The 19,469-nt window shown below is 59.6% G+C and carries 18 protein-coding genes; 8 read left to right on the forward strand and 10 right to left on the reverse strand.

The window, feature by feature from the left end:
- Positions 1–188: 188 nt before the first annotated feature.
- The gene (locus CKALI_RS01530) at positions 189–1,556 is read right to left on the reverse strand and encodes an FAD-dependent oxidoreductase (protein ID WP_156191635.1); all 1,368 of its coding nucleotides are present in this window, start codon (positions 1,554–1,556) and stop codon (positions 189–191) included.
- 196 nt (positions 1,557–1,752) lie between these two features.
- Between CKALI_RS01530 and pta the strand changes: the two genes are divergently transcribed.
- Positions 1,753–3,102 (forward strand): phosphate acetyltransferase, encoded by a 1,350-nt coding sequence (pta, locus tag CKALI_RS01535; RefSeq protein WP_156191636.1) that lies wholly within the window; start codon positions 1,753–1,755, stop codon positions 3,100–3,102.
- Positions 3,103–4,296, forward strand: coding sequence for an acetate kinase (locus CKALI_RS01540; RefSeq protein ID WP_156191637.1), 1,194 nt, complete (start codon positions 3,103–3,105; stop codon positions 4,294–4,296).
- Here CKALI_RS01540 and CKALI_RS01545 read toward each other — a convergent pair.
- The 3 genes from CKALI_RS01545 to CKALI_RS01555 are packed head-to-tail and all read right to left on the reverse strand — an operon-like array spanning position 4,293 to position 9,138.
- Complete coding sequence (locus tag CKALI_RS01545) at positions 4,293–6,674, reverse strand: serine/threonine protein kinase (protein ID WP_156191638.1); 2,382 nt, start codon at positions 6,672–6,674, stop codon at positions 4,293–4,295. The two genes, CKALI_RS01540 and CKALI_RS01545, sit on opposite strands and share 4 nt — an antisense overlap.
- Positions 6,671–7,669: a glutamate ABC transporter substrate-binding protein gene (locus CKALI_RS01550; RefSeq protein WP_156191639.1), complete on the reverse strand. Its 999-nt coding sequence runs from the start codon at positions 7,667–7,669 to the stop codon at positions 6,671–6,673. Before CKALI_RS01550 ends, CKALI_RS01545 begins: the two co-directional genes overlap by 4 nt.
- A complete protein-coding gene (locus CKALI_RS01555) occupies positions 7,669–9,138 on the reverse strand; it encodes a hypothetical protein (RefSeq protein ID WP_156191640.1) in 1,470 nt (489 codons plus the stop codon). Before CKALI_RS01555 ends, CKALI_RS01550 begins: the two co-directional genes overlap by 1 nt.
- Before the next feature lie 106 nt (positions 9,139–9,244).
- Here CKALI_RS01555 and CKALI_RS01560 point away from each other — a divergent pair, with 106 nt between their 5' ends.
- From CKALI_RS01560 to CKALI_RS01570, 3 genes are read left to right on the forward strand one after another with little or no spacing between them, the layout of a single operon-like run.
- A complete protein-coding gene (locus CKALI_RS01560) occupies positions 9,245–9,739 on the forward strand; it encodes an NUDIX domain-containing protein (protein ID WP_156191641.1) in 495 nt (164 codons plus the stop codon).
- Positions 9,740–9,794: 55 nt separating this feature from the next.
- Positions 9,795–10,721 carry an ABC transporter ATP-binding protein gene (locus tag CKALI_RS01565; protein WP_156191642.1) on the forward strand — a complete coding sequence of 309 codons (927 nt, stop codon included), beginning with the start codon at positions 9,795–9,797 and terminating at the stop codon, positions 10,719–10,721.
- A gap of 6 nt (positions 10,722–10,727) precedes the next feature.
- Entirely contained in the window at positions 10,728–11,495 is a 768-nt protein-coding gene (locus CKALI_RS01570) for an ABC transporter permease subunit (RefSeq protein ID WP_156191643.1), read from the forward strand.
- On the opposite strand, the gene CKALI_RS01575 is transcribed toward CKALI_RS01570, so the two are convergent.
- The 4 genes from CKALI_RS01575 to CKALI_RS01590 form a co-directional block, all read right to left on the reverse strand.
- Positions 11,496–12,740 (reverse strand): Na/Pi symporter, encoded by a 1,245-nt coding sequence (locus CKALI_RS01575; protein ID WP_156191644.1) that lies wholly within the window; start codon positions 12,738–12,740, stop codon positions 11,496–11,498.
- Between the two features lie 66 nt (positions 12,741–12,806).
- Positions 12,807–14,291 carry a cardiolipin synthase gene (gene cls, locus CKALI_RS01580; protein ID WP_156191645.1) on the reverse strand — a complete coding sequence of 495 codons (1,485 nt, stop codon included), beginning with the start codon at positions 14,289–14,291 and terminating at the stop codon, positions 12,807–12,809.
- Positions 14,292–15,104 carry an exodeoxyribonuclease III gene (locus CKALI_RS01585; RefSeq protein WP_156191646.1) on the reverse strand — a complete coding sequence of 271 codons (813 nt, stop codon included), beginning with the start codon at positions 15,102–15,104 and terminating at the stop codon, positions 14,292–14,294.
- A gap of 10 nt (positions 15,105–15,114) precedes the next feature.
- Positions 15,115–16,290: an HNH endonuclease signature motif containing protein gene (locus CKALI_RS01590; protein WP_156191647.1), complete on the reverse strand. Its 1,176-nt coding sequence runs from the start codon at positions 16,288–16,290 to the stop codon at positions 15,115–15,117.
- A 175-nt stretch (positions 16,291–16,465) separates the two neighbouring features.
- Between CKALI_RS01590 and CKALI_RS01595 the strand changes: the two genes are divergently transcribed.
- Positions 16,466–17,026 carry an RDD family protein gene (locus CKALI_RS01595; protein ID WP_156191648.1) on the forward strand — a complete coding sequence of 187 codons (561 nt, stop codon included), beginning with the start codon at positions 16,466–16,468 and terminating at the stop codon, positions 17,024–17,026.
- On the opposite strand, the gene CKALI_RS01600 is transcribed toward CKALI_RS01595, so the two are convergent.
- Together CKALI_RS01600 and CKALI_RS01605 are read right to left on the reverse strand one after the other, a co-directional pair.
- Positions 17,007–17,996 carry an N-acetylglutamate synthase, CG3035 family gene (locus CKALI_RS01600; RefSeq protein ID WP_156191649.1) on the reverse strand — a complete coding sequence of 330 codons (990 nt, stop codon included), beginning with the start codon at positions 17,994–17,996 and terminating at the stop codon, positions 17,007–17,009. The two genes, CKALI_RS01595 and CKALI_RS01600, sit on opposite strands and share 20 nt — an antisense overlap.
- Entirely contained in the window at positions 17,968–18,597 is a 630-nt protein-coding gene (locus CKALI_RS01605; protein ID WP_156191650.1) for a peptide deformylase, read from the reverse strand. The genes CKALI_RS01600 and CKALI_RS01605 overlap by 29 nt, the downstream gene beginning before the upstream one ends.
- Positions 18,598–18,624: 27 nt before the next feature.
- On the opposite strand from CKALI_RS01605, the gene CKALI_RS01610 reads away from it, so the two are divergent.
- On the forward strand, positions 18,625–18,852 hold the full coding sequence (locus CKALI_RS01610) for a DUF3263 domain-containing protein (protein WP_156191651.1): 228 nt from the start codon (positions 18,625–18,627) through the stop codon (positions 18,850–18,852).
- A gap of 26 nt (positions 18,853–18,878) precedes the next feature.
- Positions 18,879–19,466 (forward strand): LytR C-terminal domain-containing protein, encoded by a 588-nt coding sequence (locus CKALI_RS01615; protein WP_231580505.1) that lies wholly within the window; start codon positions 18,879–18,881, stop codon positions 19,464–19,466.
- The last annotated feature ends 3 nt before the right edge of the window (positions 19,467–19,469 follow it).

The raw sequence follows: 19,469 nt of genomic DNA on the forward strand, positions 1-19,469 counted from the left end.
AAGTGTAATTAGCTCGGCTTTTCCATGGTTGAAGATGTGAGTTTTTGTGCCTATAAATTTGCGTGGATGTGTAGTTCTGGCGGGGTGTGGGGGTGAGACGTGGAAAATCCCCCGCCAGATTGTCAAAAACTTTGAAAAATTGACACGCTGACGGGGGAAATTTCCGGGCGGACAGTGGCACCTAAAAACTAGTCTGCCGAAAGGTCTCCGCGGGAGTGCTTGACCATCTCGTCCCATTCCACGATCTTCTTACGCTCGCGGCCTTCGACCTCGCCCAGCGCCTTTTCGGCAGCATCGAGCTGGTACCAGCCGTTCCAGGTGGTGAACGCAATGCCGCGGGAATCGAGGAACTCGGTCACAGCTTCTGGGGCTGGGGAAGATGGTGCTGTCAACGTGCCAGCAGCATAATCCGCGAGGAGCATGTCGGTGGTTTCCTTAGCATCCGACTTGGTATTGCCAATCAGGCCGACCGGCCCGCGCTTGACCCAACCGGTGGCGTAGAGACCAGGAACGATGGAACCATCGTGGTTGATAACGTGGCCGCCGTCGTTGCGGATGACGTTCTTGGCGGCATCGAAAGGCACCTCGGGCATTTCGTCGGACTTGTAGCCGACTGCGCGGTAGACGGACTGCACTGACCATTCGGTGAAGTTGCCGGTGCCTCGGACGCCACCGTTGCCGTCGAGCTCCATGCGCTCAGTCTTGAGGCCAACCACGCGGCCGTCTTCACCGAGGATCTCCACTGGGGACTCGAAGAAGTGAATGAAGAGCTTGTGTGGCGCGCCCTTTGGTTCACGCATGGCGTAGCCCTCGAGGGTCTGGCAGACAAGGTCGACGGACTTGGCTTCACGACGCGCTTCGATAGAAGCCTCATCGTAGTCAATGTCCTCTGGATCCACGATGACCTCAATATTGGGGGAGTGGTCCAGCTCCTTGAGTTCCAGCGGGGTGAACTTGGCCTGTGCTGGCCCGCGACGGCCGAAGATGTGGACTTCCGTTGCAGCATTCGACTTCAGGGTGGAGTACACGTTGTCCGGGATTTCGGTGACGTGGAGTTCGTCTGCGGTCTTGGCCAGAATGCGGGCGACGTCGAGGCCGACGTTGCCGACACCGATTACGGCGACGGACTGGGCTGACAGATCCCAGGTGCGCTTGAAGTTAGGGTTGCCGTCGTAGAAACCTACGAAATCAGCGGCTCCGAAGGAACCGTCGAGGTCGACGCCAGGAATCTCGAGGTCACGGTCCTGCGTGGCGCCGGTGGAGAAGATGATGGCGTCATAGAACTGGCGGAGCTCGTCGATGGAGACGTCCTTGCCGATCTCAATGTTGCCCAGCAGGCGCAGCTCGTCGCGGTCCAGCACACGGTGCAGGGAATTCACGATGCCCTTGATGCGCGGGTGGTCAGGAGCGACACCGTAGCGGATGAGGCCGAAAGGCGCTGGCATGCGCTCGTAGAGGTCGATGCTTACTTCCTGTCCAGACTTCATCAAAATGTCTGAGGCATAGATGCCAGCTGGGCCAGCACCGATCACGGCTACGCGAAGTGGTCGAGACATAAGTTACGCACAAGTCCTTAAGAAAGAAGGGGAATAAGGGGTAAGTACATACATTCTAGCTCTGTACAAGATAGACCAGGAAATCTTGACAAGTCTGCCAATTCTAGTGTCGAAACGCCACAGTTTCTGTAAGATCCGGTACTGAATCACACTCATAAAGGGTTCCTCGTAGCAAGATTTGCAGAAAGGATGAATCATGGCTGCATCAGTCTTGATTACCTCGGTCGGTCGCACCCTCGACGGCTATGACCTGGACGCCCTGGCAACCGCCCATGGCCTCAAGGTTCGCCCGCTTGCCGACGGCGTTGCTGATCTCGCCGAGATCCTCGCGGCGCGGCCACTGGCGGATGGTCCGGTCTTGCTTGTCGGCACGGGATCCATCGACTACGATGCCAAGGCTGCTGCAGCGCTGGGCGTCGGCATGCTCATTCTCGCTGATGAGCGCACCCCACGCGCCGATCTGTCCGTCCTGCACGCCCAGGAATTGGGCGCTACCGTGCTCGGTACCTTCAACGAGAATGAGCCGGTGCCGAACCTCGACCTGGCGGTCGAGCCGGTTATGAGCGCCGAGGTTTTCGCTGATTGGCTGCTCAGCCGTGCCCGTCAGGCCAACTCACACATCGTGCTCCCCGAGGGAGACGATGACCGCATCCTCGAGGCTGCGCACTACCTACTTGTCGATAACACCGTCCGCCTCACCATCTTGGGCGACCCAGCCACCGTGAACGCGCGCGCAGCGCAATTGGGTCTAGACCTGTCCAAGGCGGAGATCATCGATCACCTGACCTCCCCGCTCGCCGAGGAGTTCACCCAGGACTTCTTTGAGCTGCGCAAGCACAAAGGCGTCACCGAGGAGCAGGCTCGCGAAACGATGCGCGACATCTCTTACTTCGGCACGATGATGGTGCACAAGGGCATCGCCGACGGCATGGTCTCCGGCGCAGCGCACACCACCGCTCACACGATCAAGCCGTCTTTCCAGATCATCAAGACGATTCCAGACGCATCCGTCGTGTCCTCTATCTTCCTCATGGTGATGCGTGGTCGACTCTGGGCCTTTGGTGACTGCGCCGTCAACCCGAACCCAACGGCCGAGCAGCTCGGCGAGATTGCGGTCGTCTCCGCTCGCACTGCCGCCCAGTTCGGCATCGAGCCACGCGTGGCGATGCTGTCTTACTCGACCGGTACCTCCGGCACTGGGCCTGATGTGGATCGCGCGGCTGCGGCCGTCGACAAGGCTCGCGAGCTCGACCCAGCACTGCTTATCGACGGCCCGCTACAGTTCGATGCTGCGGTCGACCCGGGTGTCGCGGCCAAGAAAATGCCAGATTCCGACGTCGCTGGCAAGGCAAACGTGTTCATTTTCCCAGACCTGGAAGCAGGCAACATCGGTTACAAGACCGCGCAGCGCACCGGACACGCGCTGGCTGTTGGCCCGATCCTGCAGGGCCTGAACAAACCGGTCAATGACCTATCTCGCGGTGCCACCGTGGAAGACATCATCAACACCGTGGCGATCACTGCGATTCAAGCGGGAGGCGAATAAATGGCGCTAGCACTGGTATTGAACTCCGGGTCATCTTCCCTGAAGTTCCAAATCTTAGACCCTGAAGCCGAAGCAACCGCCGAGCCATTTGCTGCTGGCCTCGTCGAGCAGGTTGGCGAGCCCATGGGGCGCATCACCATCAAGCACGCCGGCGAAAAATGGGTGGAAGAACTGCCGATCCCAGACCACGGCGTGGGACTGAACCGGGTGTTCGTCATGCTGGACGAGCATGGCATCGGCCCGTCAAACCTGGACATCACCGCTGTTGGTCACCGTGTGGTCCACGGCGGACTGTTGTTCTCCCAGCCAGCCGTCATTACTGATGAAATCCTGGAGATGGTGCGCGACCTCATCCCGCTCGCCCCATTGCACAACCCGGCCAACATCGTTGGTATTGAGGTCGCCCGCGAACTGCTGCCTTCGATCCCGCATGTCGCGGTCTTCGACACCGGCTTCTTCCATTCCCTCCCACCGGCAGCCGCGCTGTACGCAATCAACGCCTCTGTTGCTGGTCAGCAAGGTATTCGTCGCTATGGCTTCCACGGCACTAGTCACGAATACGTCTCCCAGCAAGTTCCGGCTCTCATCGGCCGCGACCCGGAACACACCCACCAGATCGTCTGCCACCTGGGTAACGGCGCGTCTATTTCTGCAGTGCATAACGGGCACGCGATTGACACGTCTATGGGTATGACCCCGCTGGCCGGCATCGTGATGGGCACCCGCTCCGGGGATATTGACCCTGGTATTGTCTTCCACCTGCTGCGTAGCGGTATGAGCGTCGACGAAGTAGACGACCTGCTGAATAAGAAGTCCGGAGTCAAGGGCATTTCCGGTGTCAATGACTTCCGCGAACTGCGCGCCATGATCCAACAGGAAAACTCCGACGCATGGCTCGCCTACAACGTCTACATCCACAATCTGCGCAAGTACATCGGTTCCTACATGATCGCCCTCGGACGAGTCGATGCCATCACCTTCACCGCAGGTGTCGGTGAAAACGACGCTAATGTGCGCGCCGATGCCCTCGCCGACCTCGAAGAATATGGCATCATCCTCGATCCGGAGCGCAACGCGCTACCGAACACCGGCCCGCGCATCATCTCCACTCCGGAGTCCAAGGTGAAGATCTGCGTCGTGCCGACCAACGAAGAGTTGGCCATCGCTAAGTACGCGGTAGCGCTAGCGCACTAAAACCAGGTGGTCGGTCGCACTTGGTTGGCCATATCGACCAGCGAGTAGCGATGCCGGGCGAACGGTGCGGAACGGGCGAGTAGCCGCAGCGTATCTGACAGCCCGGTTCGCAGGCCTCGCTGAGTGAACGGATAGTCGAAGAGATCGTTGGGGCTGGCAGCATGGTCGAGTTCATGGGCGCGCAGCCACGTGAGGGCCGCGCCCAGAATTGCGACTCGGATTTGAAGGAGTCGGGGCTCGTTCGTGGGGATTTCTTCGAGGCGTCGGGCCGCGCGCCTAATCCGGGATTCGCTGACATCGGTGGTGATGAGCAGCAAAATGGTTGTGAGTTTTGCCATGCGGTGGTGGCGAGAGTTTTGGGGGACGCGGTCGAGAGCCGCGACCGCGAGCTCCAGGTGATTTTCAGCCATGAGCTGGCGAGACATACCAAAGGCGGAGGACACCGTGGTGGGGTTGGTCGCCCACACCAGTCGGTAGAGGCGTAACGAATGGAACCTGAGCGCCATCGGGTCGGACGTGATGTGTGACCAGGTGTTTTCGAGGCTGGCGAGGAAGGAAACATCTAAGTCAGCCATCGAGGAACCAAGCTCAGCGGTGGCCTTGGCAACCCCAGAGGCCAGCAAAGCAGTCGATTCCATTCCCTCCTGCTGCAATAAGAGCTCATCGACGGCCGCGAGTGCCAGCTTCGGGGCGGCCTCACCAGGCAGGATAGTGAGGACTTTGTTGAAGTGAATCTGGGCGGTGGGGTAGTCATCCAGCAGCAGCGAGGTGATTCCGCTGTGCCACTGATAGCGCCAATCGCCGTCCAGATGGAAGGACAGGGAAGACAACCACTTGCGAGCTTCGGCGATAAAGCCTAGGTCGAGCAAAGCCCGGACCACGCCCAGCGGAATTTCCACCGAGCCCTCGTAATCAGGATTTTTCATCGCTTGGCGCAGCGTTTCGAGAGCTTCGGATGGTTCGGCGTAGGAAGTGCCGGAAAGCATCGGGGCGCCGAGGTCGGTGCGATCAATGAGAGGGGTAGGCAGGGCCGCCACGATTTCGGGTGGGGTGATGCGGGCTTGGCGGTCGATGCCGTCGATAAGCTGGTCCGTGCGAAACACCAGGTGCTTGGTGCCGAACGTGGTTCTCTGTGGCGAGAAAAGCGAGTGCTGCGCGGGGAATTGCTTTCCGTCGCGGACGGCGAGAATCTCGCGGAGCACGCCATAGAGCTGCGTGCGTAGCTCGTGGATGTCGCGGAAGCGCTGCACCGGGTCCTCGTGCGTGGCACGGAGTAGCAAGCGGTAGAGGGAGAGGTGCTTGCGGAAGAGCGGCTCGTCAAAGGGGGAGGGTAGCCCCATCTCCAGCACGCCGTCGGTGGTTGGGAGCTTGCATACCAGCGTCGCGAGGGTGCGTCCGACGGTGTAAATATCGGAGGCCACAGACGGCCCGGACGTGGACACCTCCGGAGCCTGGTAGCCCTTCGTGCCATAGATGTAGCCGAAGGCGCCGATGCCGGAGACCGCGCCGAGGTCGATGAGTTTGACCTGGTCTTCGGTCACGATGATGTTGTCTGGTTTTAAGTCGTTGTACACCACACCGCGCGAGTGCAGGTACTCTAGCGCCGGCAGAATCTCCAGGATGTAGGCGAGCGCGATGTCGACAGGGAGCACGTCCCCGGGCTGGTCGCGGCGACGATCCAGCAGCGACGGGCCACCCACGTACTCCATCACGATGAAGCCGCCGGGCACGCGCGGATCATCAATGAAGTTATAAATCTTCACGATCTCCGGGTGCGTAATATCCGCCAGGAACTCGCGTTCGGCCTCCGCCGTGCCATGGTCGCGCGGATTGCCACCCGGAATCATGCCCTTGAGCACGACCCACCGCCCGGACACATTGCGGTCATTGGCCAGGTAAATCCATCCCATACCGCCGTGCGCGATGACACCCAGCACCTCGTACTGGCCAGCCACAATGTCGCCCGGTCGTAGCGTCGGTGGCTTTACCCGCGGGTCCGGCTCAATGACCGCGTCCTGCGGGTTCGTCAGCGCAACGAACGGCAGCTGCACCATGCCGTCAGCCACCACACGGCCGGCACGAGTGGTGCCACGACGCTGGCGAAAAGTCGACAGTGCTTCTCGACGACTCTTCTGATTTACATCCTCCGCCGCCGGCCCTGTCTTGATACCAGCTACGCGCAGCACCGCTTCAGTGTCGAGCTCGACGTCATCGTCTTCGTCATCATCGGCGAAGGGGTCGAAGGGGACAGCCGACGTATGGGTGACGGAATCCCTGATCTCTTCGAGGTCGTCGATAAGCACCCGCATTTCGCCTTCGGTGTCGTCGGCGAAGGGGTGGTATTCCACGGCTTCGGTGCGCGGGTCGTTGTCGTTCATTGCTCTCCCTCCGGGCGGTAGATGATCGGCGGTGGGCCCTTGATGAACTGGTAGACCGCGAGCCAGCGGTTGTACATTTCCCACCAGGTGCCGTCGGCGACGATGCGCTCGATCGTGGAGTTGACCTGGCGGATCAGACCCGTGGTGTCATGGCGGGTTCCCGGCGTTGCAATGGCGACGCCGTAGTTTTCTAGGCTGAGGGATCTTCCCACGATCCGCAGGTATGGGTCCTGGGCGGCCATACCGGCCAAAATCGTGTCATGTGCGACGATCGCGTCCACGTTGCCCTGTTGGAGCATCACCAGGCAATCCGACCAGGTTTTCGTGTTCATGATGTTGGCCCGCGGGTTGTGCTGGCGGGTCAGCTGCCCAGCTGTTGAATCCTGGAGTGCGCAGGCCGTGCGCCCGCTGAGGTCCTCGATGGAGTTCAGACCCGACGATTCCAGAACCAACATTCGGGTACCAGTGGACAGATAAGGAATGGAGAAAAATACCTGGTCCTGCGCTGCCCGGGTGATGGACAGTGAGCGAAGCATGATGTCTACTTGGCCGGATTCCAGTGCCTTGACTGTGTCGGCGCTGTCGACGAATCTAAAATCCACCCGGTCTGGGGAACCGAAGATGTCTTGCGCAATCTGTTTGGCCAAGTCCACTTCGAATCCACGCAGCTCGCCCGATACCGGGTCGCGGAAACTGAGCAGGTGGTGAGATTGATCCACGCCCACAATGATGCGACCGCGGGTGACGATGCCCGGGACTCGCTCCTCGGGCTTCTTATCGTCCGGACGTAAACTACCGAGCAGGTTCTCGAACTGTGGTGGGCGCGCTGTGACAGAGCCCGCGGCCTCGAACTGAGCGCCGGCAGGAATGACCGGCTGATACGTCGCGCCGGGCGCTGGTGTTGGGATATCTGGGATTCCATCGGGATCGGCGCAACCTGCTACCGAAGCGGTGGCCAGGCAGCACGCGGTGCACAAGGATAGGAGTTTTTTCATTAGAGGTACTCCTGCAGTCGCGGACGAATGCCGAGCCAGATGGCGGCCACTGAGGCGATCGAAAGGATCAAAACGAGCGTCGACACCCAGCGCGTGGCCATCAGGCCACTGTCCAGGTATGACTTCAGAGACTGGCGGGCATCGGACATCAGTTTAGCCAGGCCGGTGTCTACGGTGTTGAAGTGCTCGGCCGTGGTGCCGGACGCCGTCGCGGTGCCGTCTTTAGCCTGAAATGACAGGTTGATGGCCTCGTTGTACTCTCCCTGGTCCAAATGCCTGCGCAGCTTGCTGTGCATGCCTTCCCACTCGCCGAGGGCGGCCTCAATTTTTTCGGTCTCCGCTGCATTTTCGCCTCGTTCGAGGAGGGCCGAGGACTTGTAAAGGTCAAGTTCGGTGTGCACCTTGCGCATGACCTTGTCAAAGTCTTCGATAGATTGGTTCGACGTTTCGCGACGCACCAACGCCATGGTTTCTTCGGTGCGTGCCTGTTGGGCAAGTACCCGGGCATCGGTCAGCACCCCGAGCGGAGCGGAGGCCTCCTCGTAGCCTTTGGATCCCGAATACCAGGTAAACGCATTAGCGGAAATAACCCAGAGTAGCGCCACCAGCATGAATCCGGTTGCGGTGAGGAAACCCTTGTTCAGTCGGCGCCGGGTCTTGGTGGCCAGCCACCGCTGGGCCAGGAGCAACAAGATCACCGATGCGGCGAGGCCAGTGATCGGGATCCACTGTGGCTTTGCCAGACTGCGTTGTTCCTCGTTGAGCCGTTCGTTGGAAATATTGAGCAGCTCGCGGGCAGCCGGGAGAATGGTCAAGCGCATGAGGGAGGAGGCCTCGGACATGTAGGCCACACCCACCGAATTTCCGGCGCGGTTGTTTGTCCGGGCGGTTTCCACCAGGCCGGTGTACACCGGAAGCTGCGTCTGAATCTGTGTGATGAGCTCCAGTTCCTGCGAGGGGGCTGAGCCGAGGCCAGCCGAGGTCTTGGTAGCTGCCGCGGAAGCTCGTTGAATGGCGCGCAGGTAGCGTTCTCGAGTCGTCGGCGGTTCTACTCCTGCTTGCACAAACCCCGTTGCTGCCACCGTGTCCGCCAGCGAAAGTGAGGTGAACAGGTCCTGTGCGTCTGCGGACATCGGCTCCGTGGTGGCGCTGAGGGAACTGAGTGCTGCTTGCCTGCGATCGGTGGATTGCGACATGGAAATGCCCGCGGCCAGGATCGCGATGGTCAGCCCAACAGTAATTAACGTCATCATGCCGATGGTGGTGGAACTGAAGCTTTGGACCTTCCGCACCCACTGTGCTGGCATGACAAACGAATCGCGCACACGTCGCGAAAGCGAAGGGGAATCCTCTTGGTTTTGGTGATCCTCCAGCCACAGATCCGACCCGCTGGCTGGGTGTGCGCGGCGGCCGGGAGCGTCGGAGAGAACGACGGTCACCGGGGAGGTTCCTCGCTGCACTTCGGTCATAATTGCAGGATAGTTCTTTCTGTGGTTGCCCGAGATAGGGTTTGGCCGGTCTACCCCTAGATATCGTAATCCCGGTCACAAATGTTTCATCGCTAAGCTAGTAAGTATGTATGGCGATGGTGATGGCTGGTCTGCGGGCCCAGGTGGGACGAAGCGCTGGGGGAAATACGGCGCGGCGGGTCTGTTCCTGCTCGCGGAAGACTCAACGACAGTCCTCATGCAACACCGCGCCTACTGGACTGCCAGTGGCGGCAAGTGGGGAATTCCTGGTGGCGCCCGCGATTCCCATGAGACCGCTGTGGATGCCGCGCTGCGTGAAGCCGTGGAGGAGACCGGGATAAGTACTGTTCCAGTCCAGGTCCTCGGTACTGCTGTCACTGCTGGCCCTTTTCCAGCTGACCCAGCACGAGCTGAGCTGTCGGGGAATTGGACGTACACGACGGTCGTCGCAAAGGCGCCCGCGCAGCTCGACGTAGTCCCTGACGAGGAATCCCTAGAACTGCGGTGGGTCCCACTCGGTGAGCTACACACCCTGGATCTGCTGCCTGCTCTGGTGGAAGCATTGCCGGTCATTCACGAGATTCTGGGTATCTCCAATTGATCACAATTTTCGTTCGCAAGTAGCGGTAATACCTCGGTATGACACACTGGTACGCATGATTGAAGTAGCTGGACTGACTAAACACTTCGGCAGAGTGCATGCCGTAGAAGATTTGTCATTCACCGTAAAACCGGGCGTGGTCACCGGTTTCCTTGGTCCGAATGGCGCCGGAAAATCCACCACCATGCGCATGATCCTCGGGCTCGACCGACCCACCGCGGGCACGGCTGTGATTAACGGGGTGCGCTATGCCGACATGAAGAACCCGCTGCGTGAAGTAGGCGCACTTCTCGACGCCAAAGCCACGCACCCTAATCGATCCGCCCGGGCTCACTTGCAGTGGATCGCTGAGTCCAATGGCATTCCGAAAACTCGCGTCGACGAAGTACTCGGGCTGGTTGGCCTGAGCGAAGTTGCCGGCAAGCGTGCCGGTGGCTTCTCGCTAGGCATGGGCCAGCGTCTCGGTCTTGCCACCGCACTGCTTGGTGACCCCGGCGTGCTGCTGCTCGACGAGCCAGTGAACGGGCTGGATCCGGAGGGTATTCGCTGGGTGCGCAGTTTCTTGAAGTCCCTGGCCGCCGAAGGCCGCAGTGTGCTGGTGAGTTCCCACATGTTGTCCGAGATGGCGCTGACCGCCGATGACCTGGTTGTGATTGGTCGTGGCCGACTCATCGCCGAGACCACGACCTATGACTTCGTAAAGAACTCATCCCAGGCCAGCGTCCTCGTGCGAACCGAAAATCTGCCCGAGTTTGAGCAAGTGCTGCGCGAGGAACAAATCGATTTCCGTCAGGAGACCGATCCAGAGGGGCGCACCGTGCTGGTCATTGACAACCAGACCACCGACTACATCGGCTCTCTCGCCTTCTCCACCGGCATCCTGCTGCACCAGCTCTCCGAGCGCAAGGCATCGCTTGAAGACGCCTTTATCGCCATGACCGGCGACACCGTCCAGTACCGTACCGACGTCCCGGGGGCTTAACTCACCATGTTTCTCAATGTTCTGAAATCGGAGTTCACCAAGCTGCGCACCACCCGCGCGTTCTGGGGCAATCTGATCTTCTTCCTCCTCATGACCCTGGGTTTTAATGCCTTCATGTTTTTCATGATGGCCAAGTTCTCCGAAGAAACTCAAGGGATCCCTGTGCCGCCACAGTCCGTCGCGCCGGGCATCAACATGCCGGGTGCGATGATCATCGCCATCATGTCCGTGATTGTGGTGACCAGCGAGTACACCCACAAGTTCATCACCATGACCTTCCAGGCGACCCCGAACAGAGTGGTGCTGGCACTAGCCAAACTGGTACTCATGATGTTGGTTGGTGGGCTCCTGGCCTTCCTGGTACAGCTGATCGGCTTCCCGATGGCGCAGCTGATCTTGGGCAAGGAAATGGGCGCGGACCTGGGGTTGGGCAATAGTGAGGTGCAGGGCTACCTGTGGAAATCCGCTGTGTATGCCATGATGTTCGTCCTTTTCGCCCAGGGGCTGGCCTGGATTCTGCGGAGCGCCGTGGCAGCGATCGTTATCATCCTCGGCTGGTACATGGCCCTCGAGGTGATGGTGCTGCCGATGATTTACAAGGTCGGCGAAAAGATCGTGCCTTACGCACCATTCAAGAACCTCAGCGCGTTCTACTACGGCGAGCCGATCGAAGAGGTGCCATGGAATGAATGGGGCTCTCTGGCCTACTTCGGAGCTTGGGCGCTCGTGTTCTACATCATTGGGTTGGTACTGCTGGTGCGTCGCGACGCTTAACTACCAGGTGGCCAACGCAATGATGCCCAGTGGAATGATCGTGTAGCTGGCCGTCATCACGGCAAACGCGGTCAGCGGCCAACGGGTTCCTATGCCGGCAGCCTGCTCGGAAAGCCAGAAAATGAGCCTTCCTACTGGGCGCACGCTGAGTACTACGAGAACTCCGCCTAGGTTGAAAAGCACGTGGATGAGGGCGGCTTGCAAAGCCAGTGTGCCGTAGTCGCCGGGTACAGCTAGCGCGGTGAGCACCGCGGTAAGCGTGGTGCCCAGGTTGGCTCCCAACACGATCCCCAGCACTTTACGCAGCGAGAGGTTTCCTGTTCCTGCGAAGGGAAGTGTGGAGCAGATGGTTGCGGAAGAGGACTGAGACATCATGGTGAGCCCGAGTCCGGCGAGGAGAGATTTCCCTGACATGACGGCGTCGCGACGCTCTACTGAGTGCTCCAGCACGAGGTGTGAACTGGCTGCGGTGATATCGGTCATCAAAGTGCTGATCCACCTGATGGTCGCGATGATCGCAATGGCCCCCAAAACAATTGTCAAGGCCGCTGCGGTGTAGGCCGATGACACATGTCCGAGCCAGCCGTCGACGCCAATCATGCGTACCACCGGATGGACGAATTGCTCAGTGAAGTCGGTGAGGGTGACGCGAGAATTAGACTCACCAGTTAGGCGCGTGGCTAGCCAACTGGACATCCTGGTCAGCGGACGAAATGTGACTTCTAGAGGGAAGAGGATCAACAGCGAGAGCACGTTGAACCACCAGTGGGTCATAGCCGCGGCGAGTGCTCGGTGCAGGTTGCAGGTATTTCGGTAGAAGCCCGCGGCGACAAGAAGAGCGGTAAAACAGGTTCCCACGTTCGCACCCATGATCACCATGGTGGCGATTTCAATTGGCACGATTCCAGCACCGACGGTTGCGACGGTGATGGTAGTAACGGCCGTGGAAGATTGTACGGCGAAGGTGAGGAAGATGCCCAGGAGAACCGCAAGAATGGGGTTGGTGGCGTAGCTGATAAAGCTCGACACCAAGGGGTGGCCCAGCGAATGAACGCCGGTGGTGATGAGGTTGATTCCGACGATGAGAATGTAGATACACAGGGCGATGCCGCCCCAACGTACCGCGCGCCCGAATTCCGAAATGAGAATAGTGTCTTCATCCGGCATGGGGTGTCGCGGATTGACGTAGTGAATCGTTCCGGGAAAATGTAGTTTGGCCAGGTCAGAACCTACGGAAATGGCCATCACTCACCCTCCCAGTACTCAGCTGTCATTTCTTGTTTACCTCCACGTTACCCTGACTGTCTGGGGCTATTGCAACGCAGAGGTCAGTCGCATCACGTTGTCCACGTAACGCTTGAGCAATGATCGTTTGGACCATTCCTCGATAGTGAGCTCGGTCGAGGCTGCCTGGTACTTGTCGGTCAATTCAGACAACTCATCGATCAAGTTGCCGTGGGCCACGAGCAGGGAAATCTCGTAATTCAGGCCAAAACTGCGCATATCCAGATTGGATGAGCCGAGCACGCCCACAGCATTTGGGGTGTCTGGATCGGCAATCACGTACTTAGCGTGGAGAATGGCCGGCGCAGGATATCGGTAGATGTGGACACCCGCTTCTAACAATGCGGCGTAGTAACTGGACTGAGCATGGCTGACGATGAACTGATCGCCCCGTTCATTGACGTACAGCTCCACGCGAACGCCTCGATAGCACGCGGTGGTGACTGCATCCAGCAAGGTGTCATCCGGGATGAAGTAAGGGCTGCACAGTACGAGCCGCTGTTTGGCATGGTGAACGATCGAGTTAAATAGCCGCAGGTTTGGCTCCGTGGTGTAGCCGGGTCCAGAAGGAACCAGCTGCAGCACGTTGATCTCCGTCTTCCCCGCTGGGGGGAAAGGACCCGAGCCTGTCTCCGGCAGCGCTAGCGCCTCGCCACTTTCCGAATACCAGTCCACCGCAAACACCATCTCCATCGAGGACACCACCGGGCCGGTGAGCTCGACCATGAGGTCCATCCAGTGCAGGCCGAGCCTGCGGTTGCGGCGCATCAGATACGAAGAGTCGATCATGTTTTGGGAACCGATGAAGCCGCGATGGCCGTCGATAAGCAGCATCTTGCGGTGATTGCGCAGGTCCGGGCGGCGGAAGCGCCACTTCCACGGTTGCAGTGGCAGGGTCAGGTGCCAGTCGATGCCGATGGAGTTCAGGCGACGGCCGAGTTTCCAGTAGCCGGGGTATTTCCACGAACCGACATGGTCGAAAAGCAGGCGGACTTTGACGCCACGTTGGACGGCGCGTTCGAGTGCGCGGAAGAAAGGCTCGGTGGTTTCGTCCCAGGCGATGATGTAGATCTGTGCGTGAACGGTCTCTTTCGCCTCGTCCACGGCGCGGGTCATAGCTTCAATGGCTTCCGCATAATCCGAGTACACGCCGCAGTTGGCGCCGGTCACAGCAGGGAGACGTGTGAGCCGGCGGTTGAGACGGATGATGGATTCCAATTCCGGGCTCAGCGGTACGTGTGGTGGTACGTCGGGGATTCTTACCTGCACGTCGCGAATCATGGCGTCGGCTTCTTGCTGGATGCGGTGACGACGCCGATTGATGTACGGGCTGCCCATGAGCAAGAACAGGGGCAAACCGACGATTGGGATCAGCAGAATGGCCAGCAGCCACGCGCTGGATGCGGCCGGCTTGCGTCCTTCCGGCACGATGCCAATGGCGAGGATCTTGATGGCGTAGTCGAGCACGAGGCCGATGGTCTGCCATGTGGGGTCATTGAAGTAGTCAAGCATTTAGCGAACGTCGTCTATCCTGGCTGTCTCATAATCCACGATGACGGGGGCGTGGTCGGATGCTCCCTTGGTTGAGCGCTCCTCGGTATCAACAAAGGCATGCACCGCCCGCACGCTTTTCGACGCCAATTGGAAGTCAATCCGCATGCCCTGCCCGCGCTGGAACCGCATCTGCTGGTAGTCCCAGTAGGTGAATTGGCCTTCGGTGAAGGATCGGGTGACTTCTTGGAGTCCGGCGTCGAGGAGCGCCTCGAAGGCGACTCGTTCTGGTTCGGTGACGTGGGTCTTTCCTTCGAAGAAAGCCATGTCCCATACGTCTTCGTCGCGGGGAGCGATGTTGAAGTCGCCGGTGAGGACGAGTTGCCGCTCCGGGGTGCGGCGTAGGTCGTCTTCTACTGCCTTGGCTAGGGCATCGAGCCAGCGAAGTTTGTAGTCATAGTGTGGGTCGGCGATCTCGCGGCCGTTGGGTACATAGAGGCTCCACACGCGTACGCCACCACATGTGGCACCAATGGCGCGGGCCTCGATGTCTTGTGGCTGGAGTGGGTCTTTGTGGAATCCGGGTTGGTCCGGGAATTGTGTTGTGATGTCTTCCAAGCCGATGCGGGAGGCGATGGCTACGCCGTTCCACTGACTGAGTCCTAGGTGCGCGACTTCGTAGCCAGCAGCTTCGACGGCGGCGTAGGGAAAGTTCTTGTCGGTGGTCTTGGTTTCTTGCAGGGTGAGGACATCGATGTCGTGTCGTGTGAGGAGGTCGGTGACTCGGTTAATGCGAGTCCGCACTGAGTTGACGTTCCACGTGGCGATGCGCATACCAAATAACCTACCTGGCTACGTGCCGACCGTTGGAGTTTCGTGCCCGAGCGCTGTTGTTGCGTGTGTAGTTGCCGTATTTGTCGACATGCATAGGTATGCCCGAAAGCGACATCCTGATGTGTGCTTCGAGGTAGCTGTCATCGTTCCAACAGTGGTGTTTTCGACACAATGGGGCAAGGTTATCGATAGCGGTGGGGCCGCCTCGTGCCCAGGGGAGTACATGGTGCGCTTCGCAACGACTGAGTGGCTCGTCGCAACCGGGGTAAGCGCAGCATCCGTCGCGGGAGAACATGGCAAGTCGCTGATTGAAGGTGGCAGATCTTGAACAAGTGACTAGGGATTTTACTGCTCCATCTTGGTCGTGGACCACGATGTAATCGATGATTCGGTGTCCATCGAGCAGAGAGAGGTCATACAGGGTGAGGTCGATGCCGACGTTGCTGCCGAAGGAGGCGCGCCAGTTGAATTCGTCGGTCTCTTTCACGCCTATGACGAGGGAGCAGTGGCCGGTGGTGTCTTGGCGGGTGCCGGAGGCCCAGCGGAGCACTTGGAAGAAGTTGTCGGCGTGGCGCTGGGCAATGGTGCGGTTGTCATCCTTCGCTTCGTCTTCTTCGGCCTTTTCGCAGCGCCAGGCATCGTCCATGGGGGCTTTTAGAAGAGCGGCGTGGGCAGCCGGGGCATAGCCGGAGAAGGAGCAACCGCCGTGTTCGTCTTGGTCACGGAGTTGGAAGCGCCGCTGAGCGAAGGCGTGATGAGGATCCCGTGCCAGGCGCTTATTTTCTTCACGTACGAGTTGTTTAGCGTAAGTGTGGGTGGCCTTTGGGGTGGAAGCGAGTGCGGTAGCTGCTGCCTCCTGGTAAATGTTCTCACGTTCGGTGGATGCAGGTGAGGGCTTTTCCAGTGCGGACAAAATGAGGTCTTGGTGTTCTGCCGGGACTTCCTTGTTCCATGTATTTGTGGAGCGACGGTGAATACGGAGGGCCTGGCTTGCAGAAGCGCCGGCGCGCTCGAGTTCGTATTTTTCCTTACCAGTAGCCATATCGGTTTCGAGCCGTGCGATCAGCTCTTTGATTTCCAAAAGCTCGGGGAAAGCATCGAAATCCTCGCCGAAGTCGACGGCGAACTGTAACAGTTCCCGGACTTGGCTGAGTGTCGATGTGAGTGAAAATCCCCCGATGTTCATGCCTCCATTATAGCAAACGAAAAATAGAACACAAGGGCTAATTTAAAAGTGTTCTGCCTGGAAAAAGGAGGGCTAGCAGAACAAAAAAACTAGAATTAAAAAGAAGACAAGGAACCAATCTCACCTCTCAGCCGTTATCCCTAGTGAGACCCATAATGATGGAGTAAAGGAGCGCGTGTTGAACGCCAAGCCGGTGCGTGATCGCCTCGCCCGCGAGGTGCGCGATGCTATGTCGATTCCAGTGTCCTACGGAGAGCTGGAGAAATACAACGCCTTCCTGCCTGGGCGAAATATCGGTCCGCGCTCCGTGGACAACGCTCCCGTGGCTGGCCGGGTCAGCGCCCTCGCGATCGATGCCGCTATCTTCACCAGTATGTTCGTCACCGTAGTGATCGGCTTAGCTATCGCATTTTCACAGCCGTGGACCTTGGCTGCCGCTTTTGCCTGGCCGGTGCTGTTTTACCTCTGGCAGGTTACCTTTGATGCGGCCGGAGGTTCCATCGGTAAGCGCGTCATGGGGCTGCGCGTGGTCGGCCCAGCCGACACCCCGGTCGACGTGGGGCAAACCGCACGTCGCAACCTGTGGCTCCTCCTGCCGATGATTCCCATCGCGGGTCCCGTAGCCGCGATCGGCGTGGGGCTGTGGTACGCCGGTGCCGCCAAGGCTGATGCCTTCGGAGTAGCGCCACACGATCGCTTCGCTCGCACCCGTGTGGTTAGGAAGCAGTTACCGTAGCGTAGCGATGCCGGTGGTGCTCGAGGAACCCAAGCTTCTCGTACAACCCAATCCCCGCCTCATTCGAGGCCAGCACTTGGAGATAGGCATTGTCTGCTCCATGGTTGAATCCCCAGTTGAGCATGCATTGGCCGAGTGCTGTGCCTAGCCCTTGGCGTCGATAGGCAGGTGCTACCTCCACGGCGGAATAGCCGAGGAAGCGACGCCCGTCGGGTGAATCTGTCAACGTTCCGCGAGTGATGGCGACAGTGGCACCATCGGCGGTGAGGATCCGGCCGAAGCACATCAGGCCGTCGATCTGGGTGCGCAGCAGCTCCAGGGCGGTAGGCGGGAGCGGTTGGCCACGGAAGTGGTACAGCGCAAGCCAGGCATCGTCGGGCTGATCGAGGACCTCGAAGCGGAGGTCATCGCGGAGCGGGACTGCGGAAGAAAGTGATCGGGACATGACGACGATGTCCGGGCCCAATTCCCACCCTGCGGCCTGGGCCAGGCGCTGGGTAGCTGGGGCAATCCGGTCAGGAATGAGCACGCGCGGTGGCAATCCGTGACGCTGGTAGAACTCGAGAATCGCAGGTAGAGGTACCGGAGACATGCCTGCAGACGGGCCCAGCGGCACCGCAGAATTAGAGCGCTCAGTGATGCCGTCGCCAGCGCGCAGCAGCCAGCCGTCCACCCATGTGTGCTCAATGCCGGGGAAAGCGGCCGCGGTGGCGTACTCGATCGCGCGGATGTCGGAATTGCGCACCCGACGAGGTGGCAGCACCTTGATTACCTGCACGAGATCCCGGGGGATCTCGACACCAGCTGCGGTCGAGACTAATCCGCCGACAGATTGTGGGCGCACCACCAGCGGGGACAGCGAAACGACGTGACCAATCACATCGGAGAGGTGACCTGGGGTGTTCGGAAGTCGGCGACGGACGATAACCCGGTCGCCAACTTTAGGAGTCGTAGCCAAACGGGTCCTCATCTACGCCCGGAGTCCACGTCTGACCTGCAGACGTCCAACCATTGGCTTTGATTGTTTTCTTGGCCATGCGCTTCCAGCGGCCAATCAGCACGTCGGTGTACACAAAGCCGTCGAGGTGGCCTACTTCGTGCTGTAGGCAACGCGCGAAGAAGCCGTAGCCTTCGACAGTGATCGGTGATCCGTTTTCATCGGTACCAGTGACGCGCGCCCAGTCCGCGCGACCAGTGGGGAAGGACTCGCCAGGCACGGAAAGGCAGCCCTCGTCCTCGGTGCCGTCGTCTATCGGCATGGACTCGGGGATCTCGGAAGTTTCCAGTACCGGGTTGATCACGCAGCCTCGTCGGTATTCGCCGCCTTGCGCTGCGATCTCCTCCTCCGTTTTTAAGGAACCGGATGGCCCCTCTACGTCCGGGCAGTTGTAGACGAACAGGCGCTTGCCCACGCCAATCTGGTTCGCGGCCAGGCCGACGCCGTGCGCGCGGTCCATGGTCTCGTACATGTCTGCGATAAGTTCAGCGAGCTCGGCAGGGGTTTCAGTCACCGGCTCGGTGGGGTTGTGAAGGACTGGGTCGCCGTGAATGACGATGGGACGAACGGTCATAACTTACGAGCATATACCCTTGTTCTCATGCCTTTGAGCGAAGCCGACCGCACCCTCCTGGAGTTTGAATCACGTGCCCCGCGCAATGTGGGCGCCAAAGAGGAAGCTATTCGCGCGGAGCTGGGGATCACGCCCGTACGCTACTTCCACCGTCTCAACGCGCTTATCGACGACCCAGCCGCCGTCGCCGAGTTCCCCGTGTTGGTCCACCGGCTGGAACGCATTCGACACCAGCGTGCCAATCTCCGCTATTAATGTGACTGGAGGGTAAGCTGTGACTCGTGTCTACTAAAGTAACCCCTCCACAGCCGTCCGGACTCCCACTTCGTGGCATCGCCATGATCATCATCGCCGTCGCCGTGCTTCTCCTCGCGTGGGGCGTATATTCCATGACCAATTCCGGCACCAACACCGCCCAGGAAGAGGTCACTGTTGCCGAGACTTCGGCTAACAAGCCAGCCGCTAATGCGTCGGCAGCGCCGGCCGCACCAGCTACGCCTGCTACGAGCGCCGCAAATTCTCCGGCAGCTACCGCTTCCGCAGCTCCGTCCCAGCCAGCAGCACCTGCCGCCACCTCCGGTGCGACCCCTAAGGTCTTCGCTCTCAACAACTCCACCGTCCAAGGCCTGGCCAACCGAGTGGCAGAGGATCTGAAGTCAAAGGGATTCGCAGACGTGGAGAGCGGTAACTTCCCTGATGAGGTATTGCCGAAGTCCGTCGCCTTCTTCACCCCCGGCAATGCTGATGAGGAAGCCGCGGCTCGCAAGATCGCTGATCAGCTGAAAATTACTGCCCAGCCACGTATTGATGCGCTGAAAGATAAGCCTGCTGGTGTCATTCTCGTGATCGCTGAGGATCTGAACCGCTAGAAT

The sequence above is a fragment of the Corynebacterium kalinowskii genome (genome assembly GCF_009734385.1).
Lineage (GTDB): Bacteria > Actinomycetota > Actinomycetes > Mycobacteriales > Mycobacteriaceae > Corynebacterium > Corynebacterium kalinowskii.